The organism is Microbacterium sp. CIAB417, from assembly GCF_022788845.1.
The window spans coordinates 260,181-286,514 of the sequence record NZ_JAHZUT010000003.1 but is presented as its reverse complement, the minus strand read 5'-3'; the positions used below and the strand labels follow the sequence as shown (position 1 = coordinate 286,514).

Here is a 26,334-nt window from a genome sequence, read left to right as displayed (position 1 = left end):
CTTCTGACAGGCGATCTTCACTGTGACCGTCATCTCTGTGCTTTTCCTATGCCAGTCGTGGGACAGCCCTATGGGACTAACGTGTGCTGAATGCGAAACCAGAACGCGCCCTGGCGGCGGGTGGCCGCGGGCGCCGGACTCCTCGCGGAGGACGGCACCCCCGCCCCTACGATCTTCGCAGAGATGAGCGCACTGGCGGCCGAGACGGGCGCCATCAACCTGGGCCAGGGTTTCCCCGATGAGGATGGCCCCGCCGAACTGCTCGACATCGCCCGTGAGGCGATCGCGACGGGCGCCAACCAGTACTCGCCCGGTCGCGGTACGGCGGATCTTCGCCTCGCGATCGCCGAGCACCAGACGCGGTTCTATGGATTGCAGGTCGATCCCGATCGCGAGGTGCTCGTCACCGCCGGGGCCACCGAAGCACTCGCCGCGACCCTCCTCGCACTCGTAGGCCCCGGCGACGAAGTCGTCGTCTTCGAGCCCCATTACGACGCGTATGCGGCGGATGTGGCGCTGGCCGGTGCCGCACTCGTGACCGTGCCCCTGCGCTGGCCCGACTTCCAGCCCGACCTCGGTCGGCTCGCCACCGCTGTCACGGACCGCACCCGTGTCATCCTGCTCAACGATCCCCACAATCCCACCGGTGTCGTGTTCGCCGACGATGTGCGTGCCGAGATCGTGCGGCTCGCGCACCGCCACAATGCGATCATCGTGACCGACGAGGTGTACGAGCACCTGGTCTTCGATGGCCGCCGCCACGTGCCAATCGCGACGCTGCCGGGCGCTGCCGAACGCACCATCTCGATCTCGTCCGCGGGCAAGACGTTCTCTGTGACGGGCTGGAAGATCGGGTGGGCGACGGGCCCCGCATCCCTCATCGACGCCGTGCTCACGGTCAAACAATTCCTCACGTATGTCAACGGTGCGCCGTTCCAGCCGGCCGTGGCCGCGGGTTTGCGCCTGAGCGACGCCTTCTTCGCGGGCGTCGGTGCGGCGCTGCAGCGCAAGCGCGACACACTGCGCGACGGGCTCAGCGCTGCCGGGTTCGCCCCGTTCCGCGCCGGGGGGTCCTACTTCACGGTGGCGGATGCAGCGCCGCTCGGCGTGAGCGACGCCCATGAGTTCTGCCGCCGCCTCCCGGAGGTGGCCGGGGTGGTCGCGATCCCGCTGACAGCGTTCGCCGCGCACGAGCGGCGGCACGAGTACGCGAGCCTCGTGCGCTTCGCAGCCTGCAAGCGCCCGGAGGTCATCGCCGAGGCCGTGCACCGGCTGACGGCGCTGGCGTGACTCAGCGAGGAACCACGCGGTAGCGCCGCAGCTGCAGCGCCGGATTGACGGTGCGGATGCGCGCCAGCTCATCAAGGTCGATCGGCGCGATCGCGAGCCCGTCTCCCGCCGCGAGCCCGGCCAGCACGACGCCCTGCGGGTCGATGATGGCGGAATGGCCGACACCGACGGGCGCGGGGTGATCGGCCGCCGCGACGAACGCCGTGCTCTCGATCGCCCGCGCCGCCAGCAGGGTCTGCCACTGCTGCTCCTTCAGCGGACCGCGCACCCATTCGGCCGGCACGAGGATGACGTGCGCGCCGGCATCGACGATGCAGCGCGCGGCCTCGGGGAAACGCAGGTCGTAGCAGGTCATGATGCCGAAGACGACGCCGTCGACGGTGAAGGTCTGCGGCGCATCGAGGTCTCCGGGAGCCACCCAGTCCGACTCCTGCTGCCCGAAGGCGTCGTAGAGGTGCTGCTTGCGGTAGCTCGCGACGACGCCCGAGGCGTCGACCGCGACGACGGTGTTGTGCACGCGGTCCGCATCTGCCGCCTCGACCAGACCCGCCACGAGGGTGAGGTCCTCCCGCTGCGCGATGTCGCGCAGACCCCGCACGAACGGCCCGTCGAGCCCGGGCTCCGCGTTCTGACGCAGTGATGCGTCGAACGGGTCGACGAAGAAGCTGCTGTACTCCGGAAGCACCAGGACTCGGGCGCCGCGGGCGGCGCCCTGCGCCGCGAGGAGGCGGATCCGATCCAGGTTGGCGGTGCGATCGGCGGTGGGGGCGAACTGCGCGACGGCGAGGGAGAGAACGGCGGGCACTCCCCCATCCTTGTGGCGCCGGCGGGCGACGGCAACCGCCTCGACTGGCGCACTGCCCGAACGCATGCTAGTGTTATCTCTTGTGCCGCGGGGTGGAGCAGTTCGGTAGCTCGCTGGGCTCATAACCCAGAGGTCGCAGGTTCAAATCCTGTCCCCGCAACAAAAAGAAGGCCCGGATCCTCGGATCCGGGCCTTCTGCTTTGCGCGAGAAGCCCCGGTCAGGGCGCATTTCCCCCTCAGGCGTCCGGGTCGATGCCGACCGACATCCGTTCGAGGAAGTCGGCGATCACGGCGAGCTCCGTCGGCGAGTAGTCGAACGCGACATCCCGCATCGCGTCGATGCTGTCGCGGAAGTGGTGCGTGAAGTCGGTGCGGGACTTCTCCGTCAACGAGATGAGCCGCGCCCGACGATCGACCGGATGCGGCTTGCGCAGGACACGCCCCGAGTCCTCGAGACGGTCCACCAGCTTCGTGGTGGAGGCGGTCGAGATCCGCAGGTGCCGCGCGATGTCGTGCGGACTGACGTCCTGTCCCCGCTGCTCGCGGATGATGAGCATGCGCAGAGCGGCGAGGTCAGTGGCGTTCATGTCCATGTCGCCCTTCATGCCGCTGTACATGCGATCCATGGCGTCGCTGAAGGCGCGCACGGCCGACAGGACGCGCCATACTGCGCGATCCATATCACGCGACGTATCGTCGGAGTCAGCGGGACTCGCCATGTGGACACCCCCTCATGCCGTATGTATGCTCAATCGAACTCGGTTAGCTAGTAAAACTAGCAAAATGGAAGGGCGCATGGACGAGATCGAACAGGTCATTCTTGTGGATGACGAGGGCAACCAGATCGGGACTGCGCCCAAGAGCAGTGTCCACGGTACAGACACCGCGCTGCATCTCGCCTTCTCCTGCCATGTTCTGGATGACGAAGGTCGCGTCCTCGTCACCCGTCGAGCCCTGCACAAGCGCACCTGGCCCGGCGTGTGGACGAACTCCTTCTGTGGACACCCGCGGCCCGCCGAGCCCCTCCTGAACGCCGTGAAGCGTCACGCCGACTCCGAACTCGGACTGCGCCTGACCGACATCGAACTGGCCCTCCCCCTCTTCCGTTACCGCGCCACCGACGCGAGCGGGATCGTGGAGAACGAGATCTGCCCCGTCTACATCGCCCGCGCCGAGAACCTGCCGCAACCCAATCCGCTCGAGGTGCTCGAGACGCAATGGGTGCATCCCGCCGACCTGGTGGCAGCCCTCGATGCCGCGGAGTGGGCGTTCAGCCCCTGGCTCGTGCTGCAAGCACGTCAGCTCGATCTGTTCGTCACCCAGCGACGGATGCAGGCGGCGACGCGATGATCTCCTGGCTCAGCGCGGACAACCGCGCCGGGATCGACGCGGCGGTCGATGCGGCTCTCGCCCGCATCCGTCGCCGCGCGACCGACGGCGCAGACGCCTACGCCGCGCTCACCGCCGCGGTCACGCGCGCGGCCACCGGAGGAAAGCGCTTCCGGCCGGCCAACGTCGTGGGCGCGTATCTCGCATTCGACGGCGCGGACGAGGCGCTGCCGGCGGTGTACGAGGTCGCTGCGGCCTTCGAACTGCTGCACGCGGCGTTCGTGGTGCACGATGACGTGATCGACCACGACGTCCAGCGCCGCGGCGTGCTGAACATCTCCGGCGAGTTCCGCACGCGTGCCACCGCGGCAGGAGCGTCCCGCTCGGGCGCGAACGATCTCGGCGACGCCGCGGCGATCCTCGGGGGCGACCTGCTGTTGTACGAAGCCACCCGCATCCTCGCGCTCGTCGACGTGCCCGCAGCGACCCGGACCGCACTCGTGGAGCTCTTCGACGACGCCGTGTCGGTCTCGGCCGCCGGCGAGCTCGCCGACGTCGAGAACGCGCTGGGACTGCACCCGGCGGAGGCCGCGTCCGTGCTGACGACCGCACACGACAAGACCGCCGTGTACTCCTTCGACGCGCCGCTGCGTGCAGGTGCTCTGCTCGCCGGCGCGAGCGAGCCCGAGCTCGAGGCGCTGCGCCGCGCCGGCGGCGCGCTGGGACTCGCCTTCCAGCTCGTCGATGACCTGATCGGCGCGTTCGGCACGGCCGACCAAGCCGGGCGGGATGCGGGCAGCGATCTTCGCGAGGCCAAGCGCACTCCGCTTGTGGTCCTGGCGCAGCAGGGGGCGGGCCGCGACGCGGTCGCGGAGGCGCTCGCGGTCGCACACACGGGGCCCGTGGCGGTGCTCGCCGCACAGCGCGCGCTGGATGCGACAGGCGCCCGCGAGCGCCTCGCGGTGCTCATCGACGAAACGCTCCGCTCCGCGCGAGCCGATGCCGCCACCCTCTCCCCCGCAGCTGTCGCGCTCGTCGACGAGCTCGCGACCCGCATCGCGGAGAGGATGCCGTGAGCGCGCGCGATCAGCCGAGCGGACTCTCCCTCTACGACCGCACGGCGGTGGCGGCCGCCGCATCCGTCATCCGCGCGTACTCCACCTCGTTCGCCCTCGCGACCGGGCTCCTCAGCCCGCGCACACGCCCCCACATCCGCAATGTCTATGCGCTCGTTCGTGTCGCGGACGAGATCGTGGACGGACCGGCCGGAGAGGCCGGGCTCGACCGCGAGCGGCAGCAAGAAGTGCTGGACGCGTTCGAGCGCGAGACCCGTGCAGCCGTCGAGCGAGGATTCAGCGCGAACCTCGTCGTGCATGCCTTCGCCCTGACCGCTCGCGAGTGCGGAATCGGCGAGGACCTGACGGCCCCGTTCTTCGCCTCGATGCGGACGGATCTCGGCGTGCGCGAACACGACGACCTGTCGCACGACGCGTACGTGTACGGATCGGCCGAAGTGGTGGGGCTGATGTGTCTCGCCGTCTTCGAGAACGCGGGACGCCGCTCTCCCTCCGCTCCCCCGGCCGAGCTCGTGACGGGCGCACGCGCGCTCGGGCGCGCCTTCCAGGACGTCAACTTCCTTCGAGACCTGGAGCACGATGCGGGAGCTCTCGGCCGGGACTACCTCGCCGTCGACGGCGTCGAGCGCACGCGGGACGACGTGCTCGACCGGATCGACCGAGACCTCGCAACGGCAGCCGCCACCATCCCCCTCCTGCCTTCGGACTGCCGCAGGGCCGTCACAGCGGCCCACGATCTCTTCGCCGCACTCTCTGCGCGCCTACGCCAGGCGTCCGCCGAAGGGCGCGTGCGTGTTCCCACATCGCAGAAGGCGGTTCTCGCCGCCCGCGCCTGGCTGGGCGCCGCACCCCTGAAGGAGCGCTCATGAGTCGCACCGTCGTCATCGGAGGCGGGATCGCGGGGCTCGCCACGGCCGCCCTGCTCGCGAACGACGGGCACGAGGTGACCCTCCTCGAGGGGCGTGGCGCGGTGGGCGGCCGGGCGGGCTCATGGGAGCGCGACGGCTTCCGCTTCGACACCGGTCCCAGCTGGTACCTGATGCCGGAGGTGTTCGACCACTTCTTCCGCCTGCTGGGGACGACGACCGCAGAACAGCTCGATCTCGTCGATCTCGTGCCCGCGTACCGCGTCTATGCCGAATCCCACCTCGATGAGGCACCCGTCGACGTCGTATCTGGTCGTGAAGAAGCGACCGCCCTGTTCGAGTCGATCGAGCCGGGAGCCGGTGCGCGTCTGGATGCGTACCTGGACTCGGCCGGCGAGGCGTACGATCTCGCCGTCTCCCGCTTCCTGTACGACACCTACGAGTCGCTCGGCAACCTCACGGACCGTTCGATCCTGCGCCGGCTGGGCCACCTGACGCGCCTGCTGACCCAGCCGCTGCAGTCCAGGATCGACAAGCGCTTCACCGACACGCGCCTGCGCCAGATCCTCGGCTACGCCGGCGTCTTCCTGGGCGGCTCGCCGTACCAGCTGCCGAGCCTCTACCACCTCATGAGCCACCTCGATCTCGATGATCGGGTGCGCTATCCGCAGGGGGGCTTCACCGCGCTGATCGACGCCATCGCGCGCGTCGCGACCGAGCGCGGCGTCGTGATCGAGACCGGTGTGAACGTCGATCGCATCCTCGTCGCCGACGGCGTCGCGCGCGGCGTCGTCACCGCCGACGGCCGCCGCTTCGACGCCGACATCGTGGTCTCCACCGCCGATCTGCACCACACGGAGACCCGCCTCGTCCCCGAGCGGTACCGCACCTACCCGGAGTCCTGGTGGCAGTCGAAGACGCCGAGCTACGGCGCGCTTCTCGTGCTGCTCGGCGTGAAGGGCGAGCTCCCCGAACTCGCCCACCACACGCTCCTGTTCACGGAGGACTGGCGCACGAACTTCGCCGCCATCTTCGGCGACGCGACCCGCATCCCGGACCCGGCGTCGCTCTATGTCTGCCGCCCCAGCGCGACCGACCCCTCCGTCGCGCCCGAGGGCCACGAGAACCTCTTCGTCCTGGTGCCCATCCCCGCGGATCCGAGCCTCGGCCACGGCGGTGTCGACGGGGCCGGTGACGTCGTCATCGAGCGCGCGGCGGATGCGGCCATCGATCAGATCGCCGCCTGGTGCGGTGTCCCCGACCTGCGCGATCGCGTGGTCGTGCGCCGCACGATCGCCCCCGGCGACTTCGAGAGCGACCTGCACGCCTGGCGCGGCAACGCCCTGGGCCTCGCGCATCCGCTCACGCAGAGCGCCCTGTTCCGGCCCCGCAACGCCTCCGCCAAAGTCGAGGGACTTTACTACGCGGGCGCGTCCGTGCTGCCGGGCATCGGGCTGCCGATGTGCCTCATCTCCGCCGAGCTCGTCGTCAAGCGACTGCGCGGCGACCGCTCGGCGGGCCCCCTCGCCGAGCCGATAGCCGAGGCGGTGTGATGCCGGGTCTCTACCTGCTGGCGCTGCTTATCAGCATCGCCGGGGTGGGCGCTCTCGATGCCCGATTCCGGCTGGCCCTGTGGGCCCGGCCGGGGCGCACGGCGGCAGCCGTCGGCATCGGAACCGTGTTCTTCCTCGTGTGGGACGCCGTCGGCATCGCAACGGGCGTGTTCGTCAAGGGCGGCAGCCCCCTGCTCCTCGGCATCGATCTCGCACCTCACCTCCCGCTCGAGGAGCCGGTGTTCCTCGCGTTCCTGTGCTACCTCGCGCTCGTCGTGCACGCCGCATCCCTCCGTGTCACGAGACGTCGGCGAGACACCGTATGACCTACCCGCTGATCGTGCTGCCGTTCGTGCTGCTGACCGCCGTCGTCACCGCGGTCAGCGCCCGCCGACCCGGCTTCGCCCGACGGATGCGGGCCAGCCTCGCCACCGCCGTCGTGCTGTTCGCGCTGACCGCGGTCTTCGATAACGTGATGATCGCCCTCGATCTGTTCACCTATCCCGCGGAGCATCTCAGCGGCATCCGGATCGGACTTGCACCGATCGAGGACTTCTCCTACCCGCTGTGCGCAGCGTTCGGCGTTCCCGCCGTGCTCTCGCTGCTCCCGACTCGGAAGAGCGAATGACCGACCTCCGCCCCGCCGACATCCTGCGCACGCTGTTCGTCTCGTCGCGCCCTGTGAGCTGGATCAACACGGCGTTCCCTTTCGCGGCGGCCGTCGTGATGACCACGCGAACGGTGGATCTGACGCTCATCGTCGGCACGCTGTTCTTCCTCGTCCCTTACAACCTCGCGATGTACGGCGTGAACGACGTCTTCGACTACGAGTCGGATCTTCGCAATCCACGAAAAGGCGGCGCGCACGGCGCCGTCCTCGACCGGCGGATGCACCGGATCACCCTGTGGGCGGCGGCGCTGTCGTGCCTGCCGTTCGTCGTGTACCTCGTCGCGGTCGGCTCGCCCGCATCCTGGGTCGTGCTCGCGCTCAGCCTGTTCTTCGTGGTGTTCTACTCGGCGCCGCCGCTGCGTCTCAAAGAGGTGCCGTTCGCCGATTCGATGACGAGCAGCATCCACTTCTTCTCACCGGCCGTGTACGGGCTCGTCCTCGCGGGCGCGACCTTCACGCCGGGGCTCATCGCCGTCCTCGTCGCCTTCGCCCTGTGGGGCGTCGCTTCCCACGCGTTCGGCGCCGTGCAGGACGTCACCGCGGACCGCGAGGCCGGCATCTCCTCGATCGCGACCGTGCGCGGCGCGCGGTGGACCGTGTGGTTCGCGCTCGGATGCTACTTCGCGGCGGGTCTCGTGATGCTCGCGTCGGCCTGGCCCGGACCGCTCGGAGGCTTGCTCGTCATCCCGTACCTCCTCACCCTCTGGCCATACCGCTCGATCACCGACGACACGTGCGAGCGGGCCACGGTCGGCTGGGGACGATTCCTGTGGCTCAATCAGCTGGGTGGTTTCGGCACGACCCTACTGCTCATCTGGTACGCGCTGCTCACCGCCTGACGCGCGCCCCGCATCCCCCTCCCGCTCCCGCATCCGCGCAATGCCGCGAGCGCGCAATGCCGCGAGACTGCATTTCCCACACGAGATCACGGGCAAATACCGTGATCTCGTGCTCGAAATGCAGTCTCGCGGGGGGTGAGAGGGATGCGGGTCAGCCGCCGAGCTGGATCAGCTTGTCGACCGCGGCGGTGAGCCGGCTGTCGGCCTCGCCGTACTTCGTCCAGTCACCGGCCTTGAGCGCGGCGTCCCGGTCGAGCAGCGCCTGTCGGGCATCCTGCAGCGCGGCCTGGTAGTCGGGGCTTCCGGTGCTGCCGCCCGACGAGCCGTCGCTGCCGCCGGTCTGCTCGGGCGAGGGCGTCGTGCCGGGATCGGGCGCGACGTCCTGATCACCCGCGTTGGCGCCGGAGTCGCCCCCGAACAGGGCGTTGAGCGCCTCGTTCAGGGTGTCCTCGAACGCGACCTCCGTACCAAAGGCGACGAGCACCTTCTGCAGCTGCGGCAGCTGCGTACCGCTGGAGGCCTGCACGAACACCGGCTGCACGTACAGCAGTCCCCCGCCGACGGGGAGGGTCAGCAGATTGCCGTTGATGACGTTCGACTGCCCCTGTTTCAGGATGTTGATCTGCGCCGAGATCCCGGGATCCGAGTTGAACGTGTTCTGCACCTGGCCGGGACCGGGGATGGTGGCGCCCGCCGTGATCTCCAAGAGCCTGAGCTTGCCGTAGTCCGGGCTCTTCACGCCCGCCTGGCTGCCCGCATCCGAGTCCACCGAGAGGTATCCCATGAGGACGTTGCGCGACTCCGTGCCCGTCGACTGCGGGATGAAGCTCGTGAACATCGAGTAGCTCGGCTCGTCCTGACCGGGCATCTTCATGCTCAGGTAGTACGGCGGCTGGTTGACGTCGGGGTTCTGCGGGTCGGCCGGCGTGGACCACGCGTTGTCGCGCTCGTACAGCGACTGCGCCGTGTCGACGTGGTACTCACCGAGCATCGCGCGCTGCACCTTGAACAGGTCGGTCGGGTAGCGCACGTGGCTCATCAGGTCGGCGGACATGTCCGAAACCGGCTTGATCGTCGTCGGGAAGACGTTCTGCCACGCCTGCAGCAGCGGGTCGGTGTCGTCCCAGGCGTAGAGCGTGACCTTGCCGTCGTAGGCGTCGACGGTCGCCTTCACCGAGTTGCGGATGTAGTTGACGTTGTCGAGCGCGACGCGCGGAGTGGGGTTGTTCGCATCCTCGATGGCCTGCGACATGCTCGTCGCCGTCGAGTACGGGTACTGGTCGCTCGTCGTGTAACCGTCGACGATCCACACCACGCGGCCGTCCACGACGCTCGGATACGGGTCGGAGTCGAGCGTGAGGTACGGCGCCGCCTTCTGCACGCGCACCGCGGGGTCGCGGTCGTAGAGGATCTGCGAGTTCTCGTTGATCGAGTCGGAGAACACGATCTGCTCCGACTGGAACTTCAGTGCGTAGATGAGGCGGTTGAACATGTTGCCGATGGACGGGCCGCCGTCGCCGTCGAAGGTCGTGCGGGTGTCGTTGCCGCCGTCGCTCGCCGACGGATAGTCCAGCTCGATCGGCGTCGTACCCTCGGGCGCACCCACGATCGAGTACGCGGGCGAGTTCTCGCCGAAGTAGATCCGCGGTTCGTACTGCTCGTCGGTGAGGAACCCGGATGCGGGGATGCTGCCCTCGATGAAGACGGGGTCACCGTCGGTCGTGCGCTCGTTGCCCTTGGCGACAACGAGGCCGTAACCGTGGGTGTACACGAGGGTGGTGTTCTGCCAGGAAGCCGCATCGCCGAGGCCCGCGGTGTTCACCTCGCGGACCGAGACCACGGTGTCCTGCGTCTGACCGTCGATCTTGTACCGGTCCACATCGAGCGGGTCCTCGAAGCGGTAGTACGGACGGTACTGCTGCAGCTGACGCACGGTCGGCTGGATGATCGCCGGGTCCATGATGCGGATGGATGCGGTCGTCTCGGCGTCCGAGCGCAGCTGACCGGGCTCGGCATCGGTCTTCGCGTCGTACGACGTCGTGTCGAGACCCTCGATGTTGAACGCCGTCTTGGTCGCCTCGAGGTTCCGCTCGAAGTACGGCATCTCGAGCGTGCGCTGGTTGGGCCGCACCTGGACGGTGTTGAGGATCCACGGGTACGCCACCCCCACCACGAGCGAGGTGACCACCAGCAGGGCGGTCGCGATCAGCGGGTAGCGCCAGCGTCCGACGACGGCCGTGACGAAGAAGAGCACGGCGACGAAGGCGGCGACGATCGAGAGGATCGTGAGGCCGGGGATCGTCGCGTTGACGGTCGTGTAGCTCGCACCCGTGATCCGGTCACCCGCCTGCGTCAAGGTGCCGAAGCGGTCGAGGAACAGGCTCGCACCCTGCAGCAGCAGGTAGAGGCCCGCGATGATCGCGAGCTGGATGCGGGCGGGCTTGGAGATGCGCAGCTCACGCTGGCCGATGCGCACCGAACCGTAGAGGTAGGACACGAGCGCGGTGACCAGCAGTGCTACCAGGACGACCGCCGAGGCGAAGCCGACGGCGCCCTGATAGAACGGCAGCGCGAACAGGTAGAAGCCGGTGTCCATGCCGAACTGCGGGTCGGCGGTGTCGGTGTGGACGCCGCCCAGCCACAGCGCCGCGGTCTCCCACTGCGCCGAGGTCGCGAAACCGGCGAAGAAGCCGAAGAAGACCGGGATCCCCCACATGGCGAGACGGCGCAGCGGCTCGACGACCTCCTGGTAACGGTCGAGCTGGGAGCTCAGTCGCACGTAGACCGGTCGCAGCCGATAGGCGAGCTGGATCGTGATCCAGATCGGGATGGCCATCCCGAGGAAGCCGACGACGAACATCGCGGCGCGCCAGAGCCACTGCGTGGTCAGAACCGTCGAGTAGCCGAGCTGGTCGTACCAGAGCCAGTCGGCGTAGAGGCTCGCGAAGAGGAAGAACCCCACCGCGAGCGCCGCGATGACGGCAAGCGAGATGGCGATCACCCGCCGGGATCTATTGACAGGGACGGGCGTCGGCGCTGCGGTCGAAGTCACCCCTTCATCCTACGAGGGGCATACGCCAGCGGTCGCCGTGAGGCCGCTATGCACGGCGATCGGTCAGCTGCAGGTGGGCAGCGCCTCCAGATCGGCGTCGGACGAGATCGCGTCCAGCACGTCGACGGCATCGTCGAGCGTCGACACCGAGAAGACACGAAGACCGTCCGGAACGTGTCCCACGACCTCGTCGCAGTTGCTCTCGGGCGCGAGGAAGTACTGCGCACCGGCGTCGTGCGCACCCCAGAGCTTCTGACGGATGCCGCCGATGGGGCCCACCTCGCCGTCGGCCGTGATGGTGCCGGTGCCGGCGACCTGCGCGCCTCCGTTGAGCTCGCCCGGAGTGAGCTGATCGATCATTCCCAGCGCGAACATCATGCCCGCCGACGGCCCGCCGACGTTGTTGAGCTGCACCTGGACGTCGAAGGGGAACGTGTAGGACACGGTCAGGGTGATCCCGATCTGCCAGATGCCCGCCGCTTCACCCGTTCCCTCCTGCGGCGTGACCGTCACGCTCTCCTGGGCGCCGCCGCGGTCGACGAGGATCTGGACGGGCGCGCCCGCACCGTCGTTGATGATGCGGCGCAGGCCGTCGGCCGTCGTGACGGCCGTGCCGTTCGCCTGCAGCACGCGATCGCCCGCCTGGAGTTGACCGCTCGCGGGCGATCCGTCGGCGACGGCGGTGACCTGCAGCTGAGGGCTCACGTCGTAGCCGAGATGCGTGAGTGCGGCGGCGGTGGCATCCGCCTGCGAGTCCACCATCATCGCGGTGTTCTGTTCCGATCGCTGCTCGCTCGTCTGCCCCGTCGGGAAGATCTGCTCGATCGGGACCACCGCCTTGGTGGGGTCGAACCAGGCGACGGCCGCGTCCAGCCAGGATAGCCGCTGCTCGGGTGAGCCGACGACCTGCACGGTGAGCAGGTCCAGCGATCCGTCCGTCGGATAGGTCTCGGCGCCGTCGATGGCGATCAACGGCACGTCCTTGCCGTCGGCGTCGGTGACCTCCCCGAGCGTGTTGTAGACGGGACCGGGACGCTCGATCACGTACGGGCTGGGCAAGAACGACATCGCCAGCAACGCCAGGAGGGCGACGATCAGCGCCCAGATACCGGCCACCGCGCCCCGCGGCATGCGTCGACGCGGCGGCTCGGGCGCGATCACGCCCGGGGTCTCGAACAATGTCACTGTGCCTCTTCCGTCGGCCGTTCGCGGCCGGCGTACGGCGAAGTCGTGCTCGCCCGGCTGTGCGATGTATCCCTGCGACTAGCGTAGAACGGGACGTTATCCCCCGGCTGAAAGGCGCCTGACGTGGCAGACGAGGACGACCGGAGCCCCGAAGACCAGTTCCAGGAGCTGCTGCGCCAGCTGTTCGGAGCGGACGGTCTGGACCCGGAGCAGCTGCGACAGCTCCAGCAGATGGGCATCGACCCGGCGATGATGCAGCAGATGATGGGCCAGATGCAGCGCGCCTTCACGAGCTCGGACGGCTCGATCGCGTGGGATGCGGCGGAGCGACAGGCCCTGCACATCGCGAACCAGAGCGACCTCGGCGTGGGCGCAGGCTCGCGCAGCGATCTCGACCAGGCCTTCTCCCTCGCGACCCTGTGGCTCGGCGAGGCCACCACGATCTCCGAGCTCGCCGAGGCGCCGCGCGCTCTGACCCGCGGCGCGTGGGTGGAGGCCACGATGCCGGTCTGGCGCGAGCTCGCCGAACCGGTCGCCACGAGCATCGCCGATGCCCTCACCGCCACGCTGGCCGAGCAGGCCCCCGAGGAGATGCAGTCCATGCTCCAGGGCGCGGGACGCATGATGCGCTCGATCGGCGGCTCGCTGTTCGCGACCCAACTGGGCCAGGTGGTGGGGCGTCTGTCCATGGAGGTCGTCAGCGGCGGCGACGTGGGACTTCCCGTCATGCCCGCCGGTGCCGCGGCGATCCTGCCGCAGAACTTCGCCGACTTCGGCCAGGGCCTGGAGATCCCGGAGGATCAGCTCGCGCTGTACGTCGCGACCCGTGAGCTCGCCCATGCGCGCCTGTTCCGCCACGCCCGCTGGCTGCGCCTGGACGTCATCGCGCAGGTGACCGAGTTCGCCCGCGGCATCCACGTCGACACGAGCCGGCTCGAAGAGCTCGCGGAGCGCTTCGATCCCAGCCAGCCCGAGGAACTGCGCCAGGCCCTCGAGAGCGGTGCGCTGCTTCCCGAGCGCACGGAGCAGCAGAACCTTGCCCTCACCCGCCTGGAGACCCTCCTCGCTCTCATCGAAGGCTGGGTCGACATCGTGACGGCCGACGCGACCCACCGCTTGCCCAGCGCCGACCGCATCGCGGAGGTCGTCCGGCGCCGTCGCGCGGTCGGCGGTCCCGCCGAGAAGGCACTGGGTTCCCTCGTCGGCCTCGAGCTGCGTCCGCGACGGATGCGGGAGGCCGCCGCGATGTGGCGACAGGTCACCGACGCCGTCGGTGTCGCCGGTCGCGACGCCCTCTGGGACTACCCGGACCTGCTTCCGGGCGCGGCCGACATCGACGACCCGACCGCGCTGATCGAGCGGCTGTCGGCACGCGCGCGGGGCGAGGCACCGGAGCGCGATGCGATGGACGAGGCCCTCGAGCAGCTGCTCGCCGAGGAGGAGGGCGGTGAGGGGCCCGAAGGCCCCCGCCCCGTCTGATCTCTCCTCCCCAGCCGCTCCGCGTGGCGAGGCGGCGGTGTGGACAACCACGGCGTCGGTGTCGACGGGAACAGAATCGGGGCATGCTCCGACTCGATCCCGCCTATCCGCCGGTCTGGCGCGACGAGCGCACGCTGCAGTTCGGAGACGAGGCACGCGCCGTGATCGCGGGGGCCGAGCCGTGGCACGAATGGCTCGTGCATGCGCTGCGCACGGGCATCAGCGCCAACGACGCGATCACTCTCGCCGCCTCGCTCGGGGCGGACCGTGCGGCCGTGAGCGACGTGCTGGAACAGCTCGCTCCCGTCCTGTGCTCGGACGCTCCCCGCACGCGAGTGGGATTCGAGGTCTCCGACGCGATCGACGGTGCCGTCGCTGTCGCCGTGATCCGGCTGCTCGACACCTCCGTGGAACTCGTGACCGACCCCGACGAGCACTGCACGGTCGTCATGCTGGAGTCGTTCGTCGCCGACCCCGGTCGCTATCTCGGGCACCTGCGCGACGAGCGATCGCATCTGCCGATCACCCTCGCTGGCGACCAGGTGCACGTGGGGCCGCTGATCACCCCCGGCGACGGGCCCTGCCTCGCCTGTGATGCGGCGCACCGTCGAGACGAGGATGCCGCGTGGCCGGGCATCGCGGCGCAGCTCATGTCACAGCCCGCGCCGCCGGTCGCGGCGGCACTGATCGGAGAGGCGGTCGCCTACGCCGCGCGCCTGCTCACCGGTCAGCTGCCACCGTCGGCCGCGCGGCGCCGGATGACGTTCGCTGCTTCCTCGCCCCACCGGCGGTCGGCCTGGCCGGTCGTTCATCCAGCGTGCGCGTGCCGATCTCTTGCAGAAAGCGCGACGGCTGCCGAGCCTGCCGCGCCGACTGCGATGCCCACGAGAGCGACAGTGTTCGCGCGGCCCGCGTGATGCCGACGTAGGCCAGCCGCCGCTCCTCATCGATCTGTTCGAATCCCTGCGCGTAGGAGATCGGCAGCAGACCCTCCGACAGCCCCACGAGATGCACGTGGTCCCACTCGAGACCCTTCGCCGCGTGCAGCGTCGCGAGAGTCACCGTCGCCAGCGAGGGCTCGTGCTGGTCGCGCGCCCTGGCCATCAGATCATCCGTGAATGCGCGCAGCGTGGTGTCCTCGGGCTGCTCTTCGGCGAGCGCCAACAGCGCGGCGCGCGCTTCCCACGCATCGCGCAGGGCGCCGCCGACGGCGGGCGGCTCGTCGGTGTACCCGCATCCGCGGAGCACGTCGCGCACCGTGTCCCGGAAGCCCCCTTGCATCGGGGCCACCGTCGCGGCCCGCAGCGCCATGACAGCCTGCCGCACCTCCGGCAGGTCGAAGAAGCGCTTGCCGCCCATGACGCTGGTGGGAACGCCCGCATCCGCGAGCGCCGTCACCAGTTCCGCGGACTGGGCGTGAGCTCGGTACAGCACGGCGATCTGACGGGGATCCACGCCGTCGTCGAGCTGCGCACGGATGCGGGCGGCCACGCCCGCCGCCTCGTGGGCGTCGTCGTCGAAGCGGGTCACCGTGGGCACGGGAGAGTCCACGCCGCGGTCGGTGACGAGCTGCAGCGCCCCCGGACGACCGCGCATGAGGGCGTTGGCCACACGGAGCACGGGCTGGTCGCTGCGGTAGTTGTGCTCGAGCGTGAAGCTGCGCGCGTCGGGGTGGTGCCGGGGGAAGTCCAGGAGGTAGTCGGCGCGCGCCCCGGCGAAGGAGTAGATCGTCTGGCTCGCGTCGCCGACGACGCACAGGTCGCGTCGCTCGCCGAGCCACAGCTCGAGCAGCCGGTTCTGCAGCGGCGAGACGTCCTGGAACTCGTCCACGGTGAAGTGCCGGTACTGCTCGCGCACCGATTGGGCGACGCGCGGCTCCGCCTCGATCATGCCGGCGCAGGCGAGCAGGACGTCCTCGAAGTCCAGTTGGTGACGCTCGTCCTTCAGCTTCTCGTAGGCGGCATGCAGATCGCGGATCTGCCCGGTGTCGAGTGTTCCGATCGTGACAGGACGCGTGCTTCCGATCTCGTCGATCCGCTGCATCGCGACCTTGCGCTGCTCGATGTGCGAGGCGACATCGCGCAGCGTCGCGGTGTCGAGATGCAGTCGCTGCTGTTCGGCCGCCTGCGCGAGCAGTCGCACCTTGTTGTCGACGATGCGCGGAGCCGGAGCTCCCGCCACCTGTGGCCAGAAGTAGTTCAGCTGGGAGAGGGCGGCAGCATGGAACGTGCGCGCGGCGACGCCCACGATCCCGAGCGCGCGCAGACGTCCGCGCATCTCACCCGCCGCCTTCGCCGTGAAGGTCAGCGCCATCACGCGGCCCGGTGAGTACGTGCCGCTGTCGACGCCGTAGGCGATGCGCCGTGTGATGACGCGGGTCTTACCCGTGCCGGCTCCCGCCAGAACCCGCACCGGGCCGCGCACCGCCATCACCGCGGCGTGCTGCTGCTCGTCGAGATCGGCCAGGATGTCCACGCTCATGCGCGCTCCTCATACCAGTCACGGATCAGACGCCAGGAGATGGATGCCGAACCGGGCAGCACGACCTCTCCCCTGCCCTCCAGCGCGTCCCCGATCTCCTCGCGGGTGAACCAGCGGACTTCGACGATCTCGTCGCCGTCCGGGCGAGCCGCATCCGCGATCCTTGCCGCCGCGTGGAAACCGAGCATGAGCGAACGCGGGTACGGCCAGGCCTGGGACCCGCGGTATCGCACCCCGACGAGCTCGACCCCGGCTTCCTCCGCGACCTCGCGGGCCACCGCGTCCTCCAGCGATTCACCCGCCTCCGCGAACCCGGCGAAGCACGAGTATCTGCCCGCGGGCCACGCGGCATTGCTGCCCAGGAGCAGCCGGTCCGGGTCGTCGGCGTCATGCACCGCGACGATGATCGCGGGGTCCGTGCGCGGGAAGTGCTCACGCCCGCAGTGCGGGCAGTGACGGGCCCAGCCCGCCTGTCGCAGCTCGGTGCGTGTGCCGCAGAACGGGCAGTAGCCCTGCTCGCGCAGCCACACGCCCAGCGCCACAGCAGTGGTCGCCGCATCCGATTCCGCCTCCGGAAGCAGTCCGCCAATCTCCCGCAACCGGGCGAACGGCTCGGCAACGGCCTCCGTCACCGCCACCAGGACGCCGCGCCCGTCGACCGTGCGCCCGAGGAAGGCCCACTCGGATGCGGCCAGCCCGGCTGCGGCGACCAGGCGAAGACGAGGCTCCTCTGAACTGCCGGAGATGGTCACAAGGTCGCCCGCCACAGCGAGGGCGAGGGTGGTCTCGTCGGCGCGCAGGGTGTCGACCAGCGCCGGGTCCTGCCGCTCTTCCGCCGCGCGCCGGAGCGGGAACAGAGCCTGTGCACCGGTGTCGGAAACGCTCACCGATACCTCCTCGACGGGCGTGGCGACCGGCTCGGGCCGGGGGTGGACGCCTACCCTGAGTGCATGCCACGCTCACCCCTCACTCTAGCCGCGTCGGTGACGGCGGCTCTTCCGGAGGCCGTCGTCGTGAGCGCGGGACGGCTGGGAAGCACGGACGAGACCGGCACGGCCGCGGCACTGGTGGAGCTCGCCGACGGTCGCCGCGTCGTGGTGCGCGTGGCGGGCGACGACGAGGCCGGTCGCACGGCGCGCGCCGATGCCCGCGTGCTGTCCTCGCTGAGCGCCGGCGTGCGGAGCCTCCTCCCCTTCCAGGCACCCACGGTGCTGGGCGAGACCACGATGGGCTCGGAGCACGTCATCGTGACCGATTACCTCGTCGGCTACCGCGTCGACGCGAGCGATCTGCCGCCAGGCCCCGGATTCACCGGGCTCGTCGGGCGCGCCATCGCCGCGGTGCACGATCTCCCCGTGACCGTCATCCGCGCCGAGGGGTACCCGGTGCGCTCCGCGCAGCAAGTGCGCACCGACGCACGGCGTCTCGTCGAGCGCGCGGATGACACGGGCCGCCTCGTCCCCGAGCTCCGGGAGCGTTGGCTGAGCCTGATCGACGACGACGCCGCGTGGCGTTACGAGCCCACCGTCGTCCTGGACGGGCTCGATGTGTCCTCGTTCGTCTTCGACGACGTCGACGGGACACCCGAGGTGGTCGCCCTCCTGGACTGGCAGGGCTTGTCGATCGGGGATCCCGCTGTGGATCTTCGATGGCTGGGCTCCGCGCCGGAATCGGTCGAGGGTGTCCACGACGGCTATACGGCAGCATCGCATCATTCGCCGGACCCTGCCCTGATCGCCCGGGCGCGGTTGTTCGCCGAGCTCGAGTTCGCGAAGTGGCTGGTGCACGGCGTCGACCAGGGCGATGAGTTCGTCATCCAGGACGCCACCAAGCTCCTGGCCTCCCTCGCCGAGGCGACCGCGGGCACCGAACTCGTGCGCGGCGTCTCCGCCGACGTCGAGGACGCCATCGCGCTTCTCGGGCGGGTGCCGGAGACCGAGCCCGCAGGCGGGCAGACATCGATGCAGACCGACGCGTACGACCCGGTCGAGCTGGGCGCCTACCTCGCCGAGGAGGAGAATCGCCAGGGCTCGGCGGACGCGGAGGGCATGCCGACGCTGCCGGTGGACCTGTCCGAGTGGACGGCCAGGCCGCAGCCGGCGCACGACGACACCGCCGACACGGCGGAGGACGACGACGAGAGTCGCGAGGAGACCGCGCGCGCATCCCGGGAGGCGCTTCGCCGCTGGACCGAGGGCTGAGCAGACGCGAACGTCGACTCAGTCGCGGATGACGAGATCGTCGGCGACATAGTAGAGCGCCACGTCGATCTGCTCGATCGGAACGCCGTGCCGGGCGTGATAGGCCTGACGGTACAACTCGAGCTGCACCAGTCGCTCACGTCGCTCGGACTCCGACCGCGGCGCACGACCCGTCTTCCAGTCGACGATCTCGATGCGATCGCCCCGACGGTAGACCGCGTCCAGCTTGCACACCACCACGTGGGGGCGGTCGTCGATGCCGATGTAGCGGAAGTCGATCTCCGTCTCGACCTCGATCGGCTGGAGCGCCGCCCACTCGCTCGCCTCGAAGTTCTCGACGAGACGCTCGAAGTCCGCGTCGTCCCCGCTCTGCTCGACATCGGGAGACCAGAGCGGGTCGTCGAGCGAGACGGAGGCGCTCACACCGGAACGGCGCTCCACCCACGCGTGGAACCGCGTGCCGAGCGAGGTCTGTCGGTAGGGCCGCTCCGGCATAGGACGCTCGAGGGCTGCGACAGCAGCGTCGTAGTCGGTGACGAAGTCCTTGTACGCGGATGCGGGGATGCGCACCGGCGCGCCCGCGCGGGCGGGGCGCAGGCGTTCGGTGCGCTCGGCGAGCAGGAGCGCGAGTTCGTCGTCGGCCTCGCCCGGATCCTCGCGGGCCGCCTCCACCGCCGCCGCGGCGGCTGTCACGCGTGCGCGGCGAGACCCCAGCGCGTCCAGTGGCCAGTGCAACGTGCGCGCCGCATCCGCCAGCGGGTTCTCTCCGGGATCGATGCGGGGATCGTCCTGTCCGAGTGCCTGTGCGATCTCGATCGTGAACCGGCTCAGCTCCCGCGGCCTCGTCGTACCGGCCCAGGGCGATCCGCTCAGCAGCAGGTGGTCGCGGGCACGCGTGACCGCCACGTACGCGAGACGCCGATCCTCCTCGAGCGCGCGGTCCCGGTGGGCCGCCACGAACGCGGCCCGTCGATCGCGCAGCTCCTGCTGACTCTCGGCGCCCTGCCACGGATACCGGGGCAGCCAGGCGGAGTCCCCTCGGAAGGCGTAGGGCAGCACGCCCGCGCCGAGCCAGCCTCGCGTCTCTTTCGGTGTGGAGGGCAGTTCACCCTCGACGAGCCGGACGACAGCGACCGCATCCCACTCGAGCCCCTTCGAACCGTGGATGGTCAGCAGTTGAACCACGTCGGACTCCGGCGGATCGGTCCGCGGGGCCAGGTCGTCGCTACGCTCGGCGTGCTCGAGCCAGGCCAGCAGACTCGTCAGAGATCCGTGCTCGTCGGCCGCGAGGAACGCGTTGACCTCGTCGACGAACGCGCGCACCTGGGCGGCGGCCGTCCTCGCCGGTCCGCGACTCTCGTTGGCGGCGAGCTCGACGTCCAGCCGCAGCTCCACCTCGATCGCCCGCACCAGCTCCGTCAGGGGCAGGGTCGCTGCGACCTGCCGAAGACCGGCGAACACCGCCGCGGCCTCTCGCAGTCGGTCGCGGGCGGCCGGTGTGAACGTCTGGAACCAGGCGTGGTCAGGGCGGAGCCTCGTGAACAGATCCAGCGCGTCGATGAGCGATCCGGTCTCGCTGCGTGCGCTCCGACGCAGTCTCGCCAACAGGTCCGGTTCGCTCTCGCCGGCGGCCTGAGCACGCACCTGGCGCCGGGCGAGATCGTTCAGCGCGGACATATCCGCGAGCCCGATCGCCCATCGCGGACCGCTCAGCAGACGGATGAGGGCGGAGCCCTGCGTCGGATCGCTGACGACGCGCAGGGCGCTGACGATGTCGACGATCTCGGGCGTGCTCAGCAGTCCGCCGAGACCGAGAACGCGATGCGGGATGCCGTGACGTGCCAGTGCCTCGGCGAATCGCGGCATGTGCTTCTTGGCCCGGAAGAGCACGGCGCCCGTCGTCGAGCGGCCCTCAGCACCGCGCTCGCGGATGACCTCGGCGAACCAGCGCGCGACCGCATCCGCCTCGCTCTCCAGGTCGGGCTCGGTCACGATCTCGACCCGCCCGTCGTCGGCGCCGGGCCTGGCGCGGAGCGTGCCCACGGCGACCGCACTGCGTTCGGCGAGCGGCGCCAGCACGGCGGTGGCCGCGTTCAGCACGGTCGGTGCGTTGCGCCAGCTTGTGAGCAGGTCGAAGCGGGCACACGTGCCGTGCGCAGAGAACGCGGCCCCGAAACCCGCCAGGTTGCCGGCGCTCGCACCGCGCCATCCGTAGATCGCCTGGTGAGGATCTCCCACCGCCATGACCGCCGAGTCGGCGAACAGCGTCGACAGCAGCAGGCTCTGCACCACCGAGGTGTCCTGATACTCATCCAGCAGCACCACGCGGTACTGGTCACGCAGCTCTTCGACCAGTCGCGGATCGCCTCGCACGATCTCGTAAGCGCCGGCTACCTGATCCGCGAAGTCGATCACCCCGGTCCGGCGCTTGTTCTGGTCGTACTCGCGGGCGAGGCGTGCGTAGAGCGAGAGCTTGCCGACGGCGGCGACGTCGTCCAGCACGTCCTTGTAGACCGTGGTGCGCGCGTTCTCCGAGGGGATGTCGACCACGCGCGCGAAGGTCTCGGGGAATCGCTCGAGGTCATCGAGATCGACGAGGTTGTCGACGGCGTCGCGTGCGATGCGCAGCGCACGATCGACGAGGGTCCGCAGGGACTCCTCCGTCGTCTCGAGCTGCGGATCGTCCGAGGCGAGCACCGTGCGCCGCATCAGCAGCCAGGCGGCGGACTCGGACAGCACGACGGCTTCCGCATCGCGCCCGATGCGGGCTGCGTGTTCGCGGACGATGCCGTCAGCGAAGCTGTTGTACGTCGAGACCGTGGGCCGGTCGAGCAGATCGTTGGCGTCCTCCGCGGTCGCGGCGGCGGTCATCCGCTCCTCGGCGAGACGATCCAGCAGTCTTCGTCGATCGTCGTCGGATCCGCCGGACCGCTCGATCTCACCGAATCCCGCGAGCTCGCCGCGGCGGTGGAGATCCTCGAGACTACCGAGCAGGCCGCGCTGCTCGAACTCCGCGAGACGCGCCAGCCGGCGCTGGATGCGCTCGGCCAGCTCCCCCGCCGCTTTGCGCGTGAAGGTGAGCCCCAGGATCTGGTCGCGGCGGACGAGACCGTTCGCGACGAGCCACACGACGCGGCCCGCCATCGTCTCGGTCTTGCCGCTGCCGGCTCCCGCGACCACGAGCGCCGGTTCGAGATCGGACTCGATCACGGCCGCCTGTTCGTCTGTGGGCGGGAACTGCCCGAGTGCGGCGGCGATCGCCGCCGCACTGATCAACGCGGTCACGGCGCGCTCACCGGCGCGACGGTGTGGATGCGGCACACGCCGTGCGAGAAGTCATCGCGACAGTGCGTCTCATAGTGCGCCTCGAAGGAGCGCGCACTCATCACGGTCGCCGCGGCGTTCAGGCGGCCGAGGAACGCAGCACGCGCCGCGTCGTCGAGGGGCGGCTGTGTGGGTGTCGCGAAGATCGACCGCGACGACGTCGGCTGCAGCACCAGCAGCTTGGCGCCCGCACCGTCACGCCCTTGCGCGTCGGGCACCATGCCCGCATCCACCGCGAGCTGGTAGGCCGCCAACTGCGCATTGTCGGCCACCTTCTCGTCCGTGCTCGGCACGGAGCGCCCGGTCTTGAGGTCCACGATCTCCACACGGCCGTCGGGCAGGAGCTCGACGCGGTCGATGGTTCCCGACAGCATCATGGGCTGCGCGTCGTCGCCTGCCGGGTGGGGCAGCGGCACCTCGAACCGCGACTCCGCTCCGAGGAGCGTCCCGCCGCGGGCCTCGAAGTCCCGGAGGTAGGCCGAGAGCCGCCGCACGAGGTCGCGCGCGCGGTCGCGTTCGACGCGCTCGCGCCACGGCGCATCGAACTCCAGTTCGTCCCAGCGCTCTTCGACCGCCCGCCAGAGAGAGTCCTCGTCCGGTCCCGCGGTCTCCATCGCGTGGTGCAGGAGCGTTCCGAGGCCGGCGGTCGTCTGGGTGCGCGCTCCGCCGAGATCCGCGATGACCCAGTCGAGTTGACACGTCTCCAGCGCCTCGAGCCGAGAGGGCGAGAGTCGCACGGACGTCTCGGAGGCGTCGTGCAGCGGCGCCTGGGAGGTTGCCGCAGCCATGCCGTACCACTGCGCAGGCGCAGCGCCGGCGACCCGGGCGTCGGCCAACAGGACGAGTTGCCCGGCGGCGTGCGAGCGGACCGCCGGAGCGGTCGCCGTGGTGAGCGTGCGTCGATGCGCGGCGACGAGTCCGCGCAGGGAGAGTGGATGACGGGTAGGCGCCGGCTGGGCGTCGGGCAGCAGTTCCAGGAGAGGGCTCGGCACCGATGCGTCGTCCGAGACCGCGGTCACCACCACGCGACTGCGTGCGCGGGACAGCGCCCGGGCGAACAGACGCAACTCGTCGTGCAGCACCTCTCGCCGCCGATCGCGCGTACTCGCGGCCGCCGCGCCCATACGCGCCTCCGCGAGCCGCCACGCCTGCAGCAGGGTGCCGCGCAGACGCGTGTTGGGCCAGACGCCCTCCTGCATCCCGGCGATCACGACGGTGTCGAACTCGGTGCCCAACGCCGCCGCCGGTGTGAGCACCTGCACCCGCTCCCGGCGGCTCGGCGGGGCGAAGAGGTCCTCCGCCACGTCGCTGTCGAGGACACCGCGCACGAAGACCATCGGGTCGCGGGGACCCCCCTCCTCGGCACGCTCGCCGAAGCGTTTGGCGGCTTGGAAGAGTGCCACGACCGCATCCAGGTCACGGTCGGCCTGCTCGGCGAGCGGACCCGATCCGCGCGCGAGCGTCGACCAGGCGGCCTCGAGTCCACTGCGCGACCAGGCGGTCCACAGCAGCTCGTGCGCGGTGGCACCGCGGCGGAGCTCGTCTCGCAGCTGAGCGAGCGTCGCGGCGATGGTCGCGGCGCGTGACCCCTCGCGCGTCCCGAGCGCTTCCAGGCGCGCGGGATGGTGCAGCGCCTCGCCGAGCAGCTGCGCGGCAGGTCTCGCACCCGCAACCAGCACCTCGGCGCGACGAAGCGCCGCACGGAGCCTGCGCAGGTCGACGGGGTCGAATCCCGCGGCCAACAGGGTCTCGGCCGGGTCGATCTCCTCCGCCGCCGCGCGAACGACCGTGAGCAGGCGCCTCACACTCCCCCGCGTTCCCAACGGTTCGACGAGACCCGGCGCGCGGGCAGGCACCTCCCGCGCGCCGAGCTCCGCCTCCAGGGCGGCGACCTGCCGCGAATCGTGTGCGATCACGGCGCAGTCCGCCCACGCCACCCCGTCACGCAGGTGCCGTTCGCGCAGCACACGCGCGATGAGATCGTGCTCCTCGGGAGCAGAGCGTGCGAGATAGACGCGCAGACTGTCGTCCGCGGGCGCGCCCTCAGGCGCCCGCCGGTGGGCGACGACCCCCGCGGCGCCGATCCTGCTCGTGACCCGCCGCACGGCATCCGTCTGCAGCACGGTTCCGCGATGAGCCCGCTCGAGCACCGCCGTGCGTCCGAGGGATGCGGCCAGACGCGAGAAGTGCTCGGGACGAGCGCCGCGGAACGCGCCCGAGCCGATGTCGGGATCACCGAAGGCCGTGACCGCGATCCCCCGCTCGCGCAGAGCCTCCAGCAGGGCGACAGCCCCCGGGGTGAGCTCCTGCGCGTCGTCGACCAGCACGGCTCGCAGGCGCCGCACCACCGCGAGCGCCGGGTCTGTCGCATCGAGCCGACCCAGCAGCGCCACGGCCTCGGCGACCAGCCCCGCCGCGTCACGGTGCGAGGCACGCAGATGACCGCGAGCATCGTCGTACTCGACGAGGAACGAGCTGAGCGCGGCCCAGACCGGTATGCCCTCGGATGCGGACAACGCGGCGAGCTCAGCCGCGTCGATACCCCATGTCGTGCACTCGGCGAGGAAGGCCCGCAGCTCGCTGCGAAAGGCGCGCGACGAGCGCACCGCGGCGCCGAAACCCTCCGGCCAGCGCGATGCGACGCCGTCCTGCTCGTCGAGCTCGTCGCCGCGCAGCAGGTCGTGCACGATCTGATCGTCGTCCGCTCCCGTCAGAAGACGCGGAGCCGGTCGCTGGCGGAGCACCTCGTGCGCGCGCACGATCTCGAACGCGAGAGACGCCACCGACCGCGCGGGCGCGCCCGATCGGGCACCCGTCATCGCCAGCGAGAGGCGGTCGCGCAGCGCGGTCGCACTCTGGCGCGTCGACGTGAGCACCAGCACCTCGTCCGGGTCGAGCCCCCGAGCCGTGAGCTGCGCCGCGCGAGCGATCAGCAGGGTGGTCTTGCCCGACCCCGGCGCACCGACGACCACCAGCGACTGGTCCGGGTCCGCATCCAACACCGCTCGCTGCGAGGCGTCCCAATCGGGCGCCTCGAACACCGGCTCGGCGTCGGCCGCGGCGGTCGCGGAAGCGGAGAGAAGAGGCATCGGCAAAACGCTAACGCGCCCCGGCGACACCGGCCCGGTGCGACGCGTTCGCCCACAGCGTGCACGGGCACCGGCCCCGCCGGGCGTCGGCATTCTGCGGTGCCGTAGAGTCGGAACGTCCCCGAAGACAGACGAGAGAGGCGACATCTGTGGAGATCCGCATCGGCATCGCGAACACCGGCCGCGAGCTCAACTTCGAGACCGACCAGGCCGCCGACGACGTGAAGAAGTCGCTCGCCGACGCGCTCGGCTCGGGAGCTCCGTTCGTGTCGTTCGCCGACACCAAAGGCAACTCCTACATCGTCCCCGCCGCGAGCCTGGCCTATGTCGAGCTCGGCACCGAAGAGGCCCGTCGGGTCGGCTTCGTCGCCTGAGCGATGGAGATCCTGCTCGCGCTGATCTACGGCGCGGCCGTGGGTATCGCGGCCCACTTCGCCCTCCGCGGTCGTGAGCTGCGCGGCGTCGCTCTCGCACCGATGATCGGCGCGTTCGTCGGCGGGGCCGTGTGGCTCGCGCTGACCTGGGCCGGGGTCACGACGGCGGAGCCCTGGCTGTGGCTGGCGATGCTGGTGGCCGCACCCGTCGTCGTCGTGCCCGTTCTCGTGGTGCTGGAGCGCGTCCGCTCGGCGCACGACGCCCGCGAGCGTCAGCGCCTGCACATCGGCTGAACCGATGAGCGCTTCCGCCGTGCGCCTCATCCGCGCGCAGCAGTAGAGCGATGTGGCCGAGCACGCCGACGCCGCCACCGCGCCCGCCGGCACCCGCTTCATCTTCCTGGCGGGAGCGTGCCCTCTCGCCGACGACGGTTCCACCGTCGCGGTCGGCGACTACGCCGGTCAGGCGTCTCGATGCGTCCAGACGCTCACCGAGGCCCTCGCGGCCGCCGGCGCAGGACTGCACGACGTCGTCAGCACCCGCGTGCTGGTCGCCTCGACACGCCAGAGCGACCTCGTCACGGCGTGGTAGGTCGTCCGGGACGCGTTCGGTGATCACGATGCGCCGAGCACCCTGATGGGCGTGACGGTTCTCGGCTACGACGGTCAGCTCGTCGAGATCGAGGCGGTCGCCGCCGTCACGGACTGAGGCCGGCCGCGT

General features: G+C 70.3%; 20 protein-coding genes, 1 tRNA gene and 1 pseudogene. 14 read left to right on the top strand and 8 right to left on the bottom strand.

Annotation, left to right across the window (positions count from 1 at the left end):
• The first annotated feature begins 90 nt into the window (after nt 1–90).
• On the top strand, nt 91–1,290 hold the full coding sequence (locus KYX17_RS13655; protein ID WP_243227532.1) for an aminotransferase class I/II-fold pyridoxal phosphate-dependent enzyme: 1,200 nt from the start codon (nt 91–93) through the stop codon (nt 1,288–1,290).
• A gap of 1 nt (nt 1,291) precedes the next feature.
• Here the strand turns inward: KYX17_RS13655 and KYX17_RS13650 are convergent, their stop codons facing one another.
• Nucleotides 1,292–2,095 (bottom strand): carbon-nitrogen hydrolase family protein, encoded by an 804-nt coding sequence (locus KYX17_RS13650; RefSeq protein WP_243227531.1) that lies wholly within the window; start codon nt 2,093–2,095, stop codon nt 1,292–1,294.
• Between the two features lie 86 nt (nt 2,096–2,181).
• On the opposite strand from KYX17_RS13650, the gene KYX17_RS13645 reads away from it, so the two are divergent.
• Nucleotides 2,182–2,255: transfer RNA gene (locus tag KYX17_RS13645), tRNA-Met, on the top strand.
• 76 nt (nt 2,256–2,331) lie between these two features.
• Here the strand turns inward: KYX17_RS13645 and KYX17_RS13640 are convergent.
• Entirely contained in the window at nt 2,332–2,814 is a 483-nt protein-coding gene (locus KYX17_RS13640; RefSeq protein ID WP_243227530.1) for a MarR family winged helix-turn-helix transcriptional regulator, read from the bottom strand.
• Nucleotides 2,815–2,890: 76 nt separating this feature from the next.
• On the opposite strand from KYX17_RS13640, the gene idi reads away from it, so the two are divergent.
• From idi to KYX17_RS13605, 7 genes are read left to right on the top strand one after another with little or no spacing between them, the layout of a single operon-like run.
• Nucleotides 2,891–3,445 carry an isopentenyl-diphosphate Delta-isomerase gene (gene idi / locus KYX17_RS13635; protein WP_243227529.1) on the top strand — a complete coding sequence of 185 codons (555 nt, stop codon included), beginning with the start codon at nt 2,891–2,893 and terminating at the stop codon, nt 3,443–3,445.
• Nucleotides 3,442–4,500: a polyprenyl synthetase family protein gene (locus KYX17_RS13630; RefSeq protein WP_243227528.1), complete on the top strand. Its 1,059-nt coding sequence runs from the start codon at nt 3,442–3,444 to the stop codon at nt 4,498–4,500. The genes idi and KYX17_RS13630 overlap by 4 nt, the downstream gene beginning before the upstream one ends.
• Entirely contained in the window at nt 4,497–5,369 is an 873-nt protein-coding gene (locus KYX17_RS13625; RefSeq protein WP_243227527.1) for a squalene/phytoene synthase family protein, read from the top strand. Before KYX17_RS13630 ends, KYX17_RS13625 begins: the two co-directional genes overlap by 4 nt.
• Nucleotides 5,366–6,919 (top strand): phytoene desaturase family protein, encoded by a 1,554-nt coding sequence (gene crtI, locus KYX17_RS13620; protein ID WP_243227526.1) that lies wholly within the window; start codon nt 5,366–5,368, stop codon nt 6,917–6,919. The genes KYX17_RS13625 and crtI overlap by 4 nt, the downstream gene beginning before the upstream one ends.
• A complete protein-coding gene (locus tag KYX17_RS13615) occupies nt 6,919–7,245 on the top strand; it encodes a lycopene cyclase domain-containing protein (protein WP_243227525.1) in 327 nt (108 codons plus the stop codon). The genes crtI and KYX17_RS13615 overlap by 1 nt, the downstream gene beginning before the upstream one ends.
• A complete protein-coding gene (locus KYX17_RS13610; protein WP_243227524.1) occupies nt 7,242–7,547 on the top strand; it encodes a lycopene cyclase domain-containing protein in 306 nt (101 codons plus the stop codon). The genes KYX17_RS13615 and KYX17_RS13610 overlap by 4 nt, the downstream gene beginning before the upstream one ends.
• Complete coding sequence (locus KYX17_RS13605; protein WP_243227523.1) at nt 7,544–8,428, top strand: prenyltransferase; 885 nt, start codon at nt 7,544–7,546, stop codon at nt 8,426–8,428. The genes KYX17_RS13610 and KYX17_RS13605 overlap by 4 nt, the downstream gene beginning before the upstream one ends.
• A 151-nt stretch (nt 8,429–8,579) precedes the next feature.
• On the opposite strand, the gene KYX17_RS13600 is transcribed toward KYX17_RS13605, so the two are convergent.
• Both KYX17_RS13600 and KYX17_RS13595 read right to left on the bottom strand, forming a co-directional pair.
• The gene (locus tag KYX17_RS13600) at nt 8,580–11,480 is read right to left on the bottom strand and encodes a UPF0182 family protein (protein ID WP_243227522.1); all 2,901 of its coding nucleotides are present in this window, start codon (nt 11,478–11,480) and stop codon (nt 8,580–8,582) included.
• 63 nt (nt 11,481–11,543) lie between these two features.
• Nucleotides 11,544–12,665 carry a S16 family serine protease gene (locus tag KYX17_RS13595; protein ID WP_308220889.1) on the bottom strand — a complete coding sequence of 374 codons (1,122 nt, stop codon included), beginning with the start codon at nt 12,663–12,665 and terminating at the stop codon, nt 11,544–11,546.
• Nucleotides 12,666–12,788: 123 nt separating this feature from the next.
• Between KYX17_RS13595 and KYX17_RS13590 the strand changes: the two genes are divergently transcribed.
• A complete protein-coding gene (locus KYX17_RS13590) occupies nt 12,789–14,144 on the top strand; it encodes a zinc-dependent metalloprotease (protein ID WP_243227521.1) in 1,356 nt (451 codons plus the stop codon).
• Between the two features lie 720 nt (nt 14,145–14,864).
• Here KYX17_RS13590 and KYX17_RS13585 read toward each other — a convergent pair.
• Both KYX17_RS13585 and nudC read right to left on the bottom strand, forming a co-directional pair.
• Complete coding sequence (locus tag KYX17_RS13585; protein ID WP_243227520.1) at nt 14,865–16,625, bottom strand: ATP-dependent helicase; 1,761 nt, start codon at nt 16,623–16,625, stop codon at nt 14,865–14,867.
• Entirely contained in the window at nt 16,622–17,512 is an 891-nt protein-coding gene (gene nudC, locus KYX17_RS13580; protein ID WP_243227519.1) for an NAD(+) diphosphatase, read from the bottom strand. Before nudC ends, KYX17_RS13585 begins: the two co-directional genes overlap by 4 nt.
• A 63-nt stretch (nt 17,513–17,575) precedes the next feature.
• Between nudC and KYX17_RS13575 the strand changes: the two genes are divergently transcribed.
• Complete coding sequence (locus tag KYX17_RS13575) at nt 17,576–18,826, top strand: phosphotransferase (protein ID WP_243227518.1); 1,251 nt, start codon at nt 17,576–17,578, stop codon at nt 18,824–18,826.
• 18 nt (nt 18,827–18,844) lie between these two features.
• Here the strand turns inward: KYX17_RS13575 and KYX17_RS13570 are convergent, their stop codons facing one another.
• Together KYX17_RS13570 and KYX17_RS13565 are read right to left on the bottom strand one after the other, a co-directional pair.
• A complete protein-coding gene (locus KYX17_RS13570) occupies nt 18,845–22,111 on the bottom strand; it encodes an ATP-dependent DNA helicase (RefSeq protein WP_243227517.1) in 3,267 nt (1,088 codons plus the stop codon).
• Nucleotides 22,108–25,239, bottom strand: coding sequence for an ATP-dependent DNA helicase (locus KYX17_RS13565; RefSeq protein ID WP_243227516.1), 3,132 nt, complete (start codon nt 25,237–25,239; stop codon nt 22,108–22,110). The genes KYX17_RS13570 and KYX17_RS13565 overlap by 4 nt, the downstream gene beginning before the upstream one ends.
• A gap of 149 nt (nt 25,240–25,388) precedes the next feature.
• On the opposite strand from KYX17_RS13565, the gene KYX17_RS13560 reads away from it, so the two are divergent.
• The 3 genes and pseudogenes from KYX17_RS13560 to KYX17_RS13550 all read left to right on the top strand — a co-directional run bounded on the left by KYX17_RS13560 (nt 25,389) and on the right by KYX17_RS13550 (nt 26,322).
• Nucleotides 25,389–25,613 carry a DUF3107 domain-containing protein gene (locus KYX17_RS13560; protein WP_137417388.1) on the top strand — a complete coding sequence of 75 codons (225 nt, stop codon included), beginning with the start codon at nt 25,389–25,391 and terminating at the stop codon, nt 25,611–25,613.
• Nucleotides 25,614–25,616: 3 nt separating this feature from the next.
• On the top strand, nt 25,617–25,907 hold the full coding sequence (locus KYX17_RS13555) for a hypothetical protein (protein ID WP_243227515.1): 291 nt from the start codon (nt 25,617–25,619) through the stop codon (nt 25,905–25,907).
• A gap of 52 nt (nt 25,908–25,959) precedes the next feature.
• A pseudogene (locus KYX17_RS13550) lies at nt 25,960–26,322 on the top strand (RidA family protein).
• Nucleotides 26,323–26,334 lie beyond the last annotated feature (12 nt).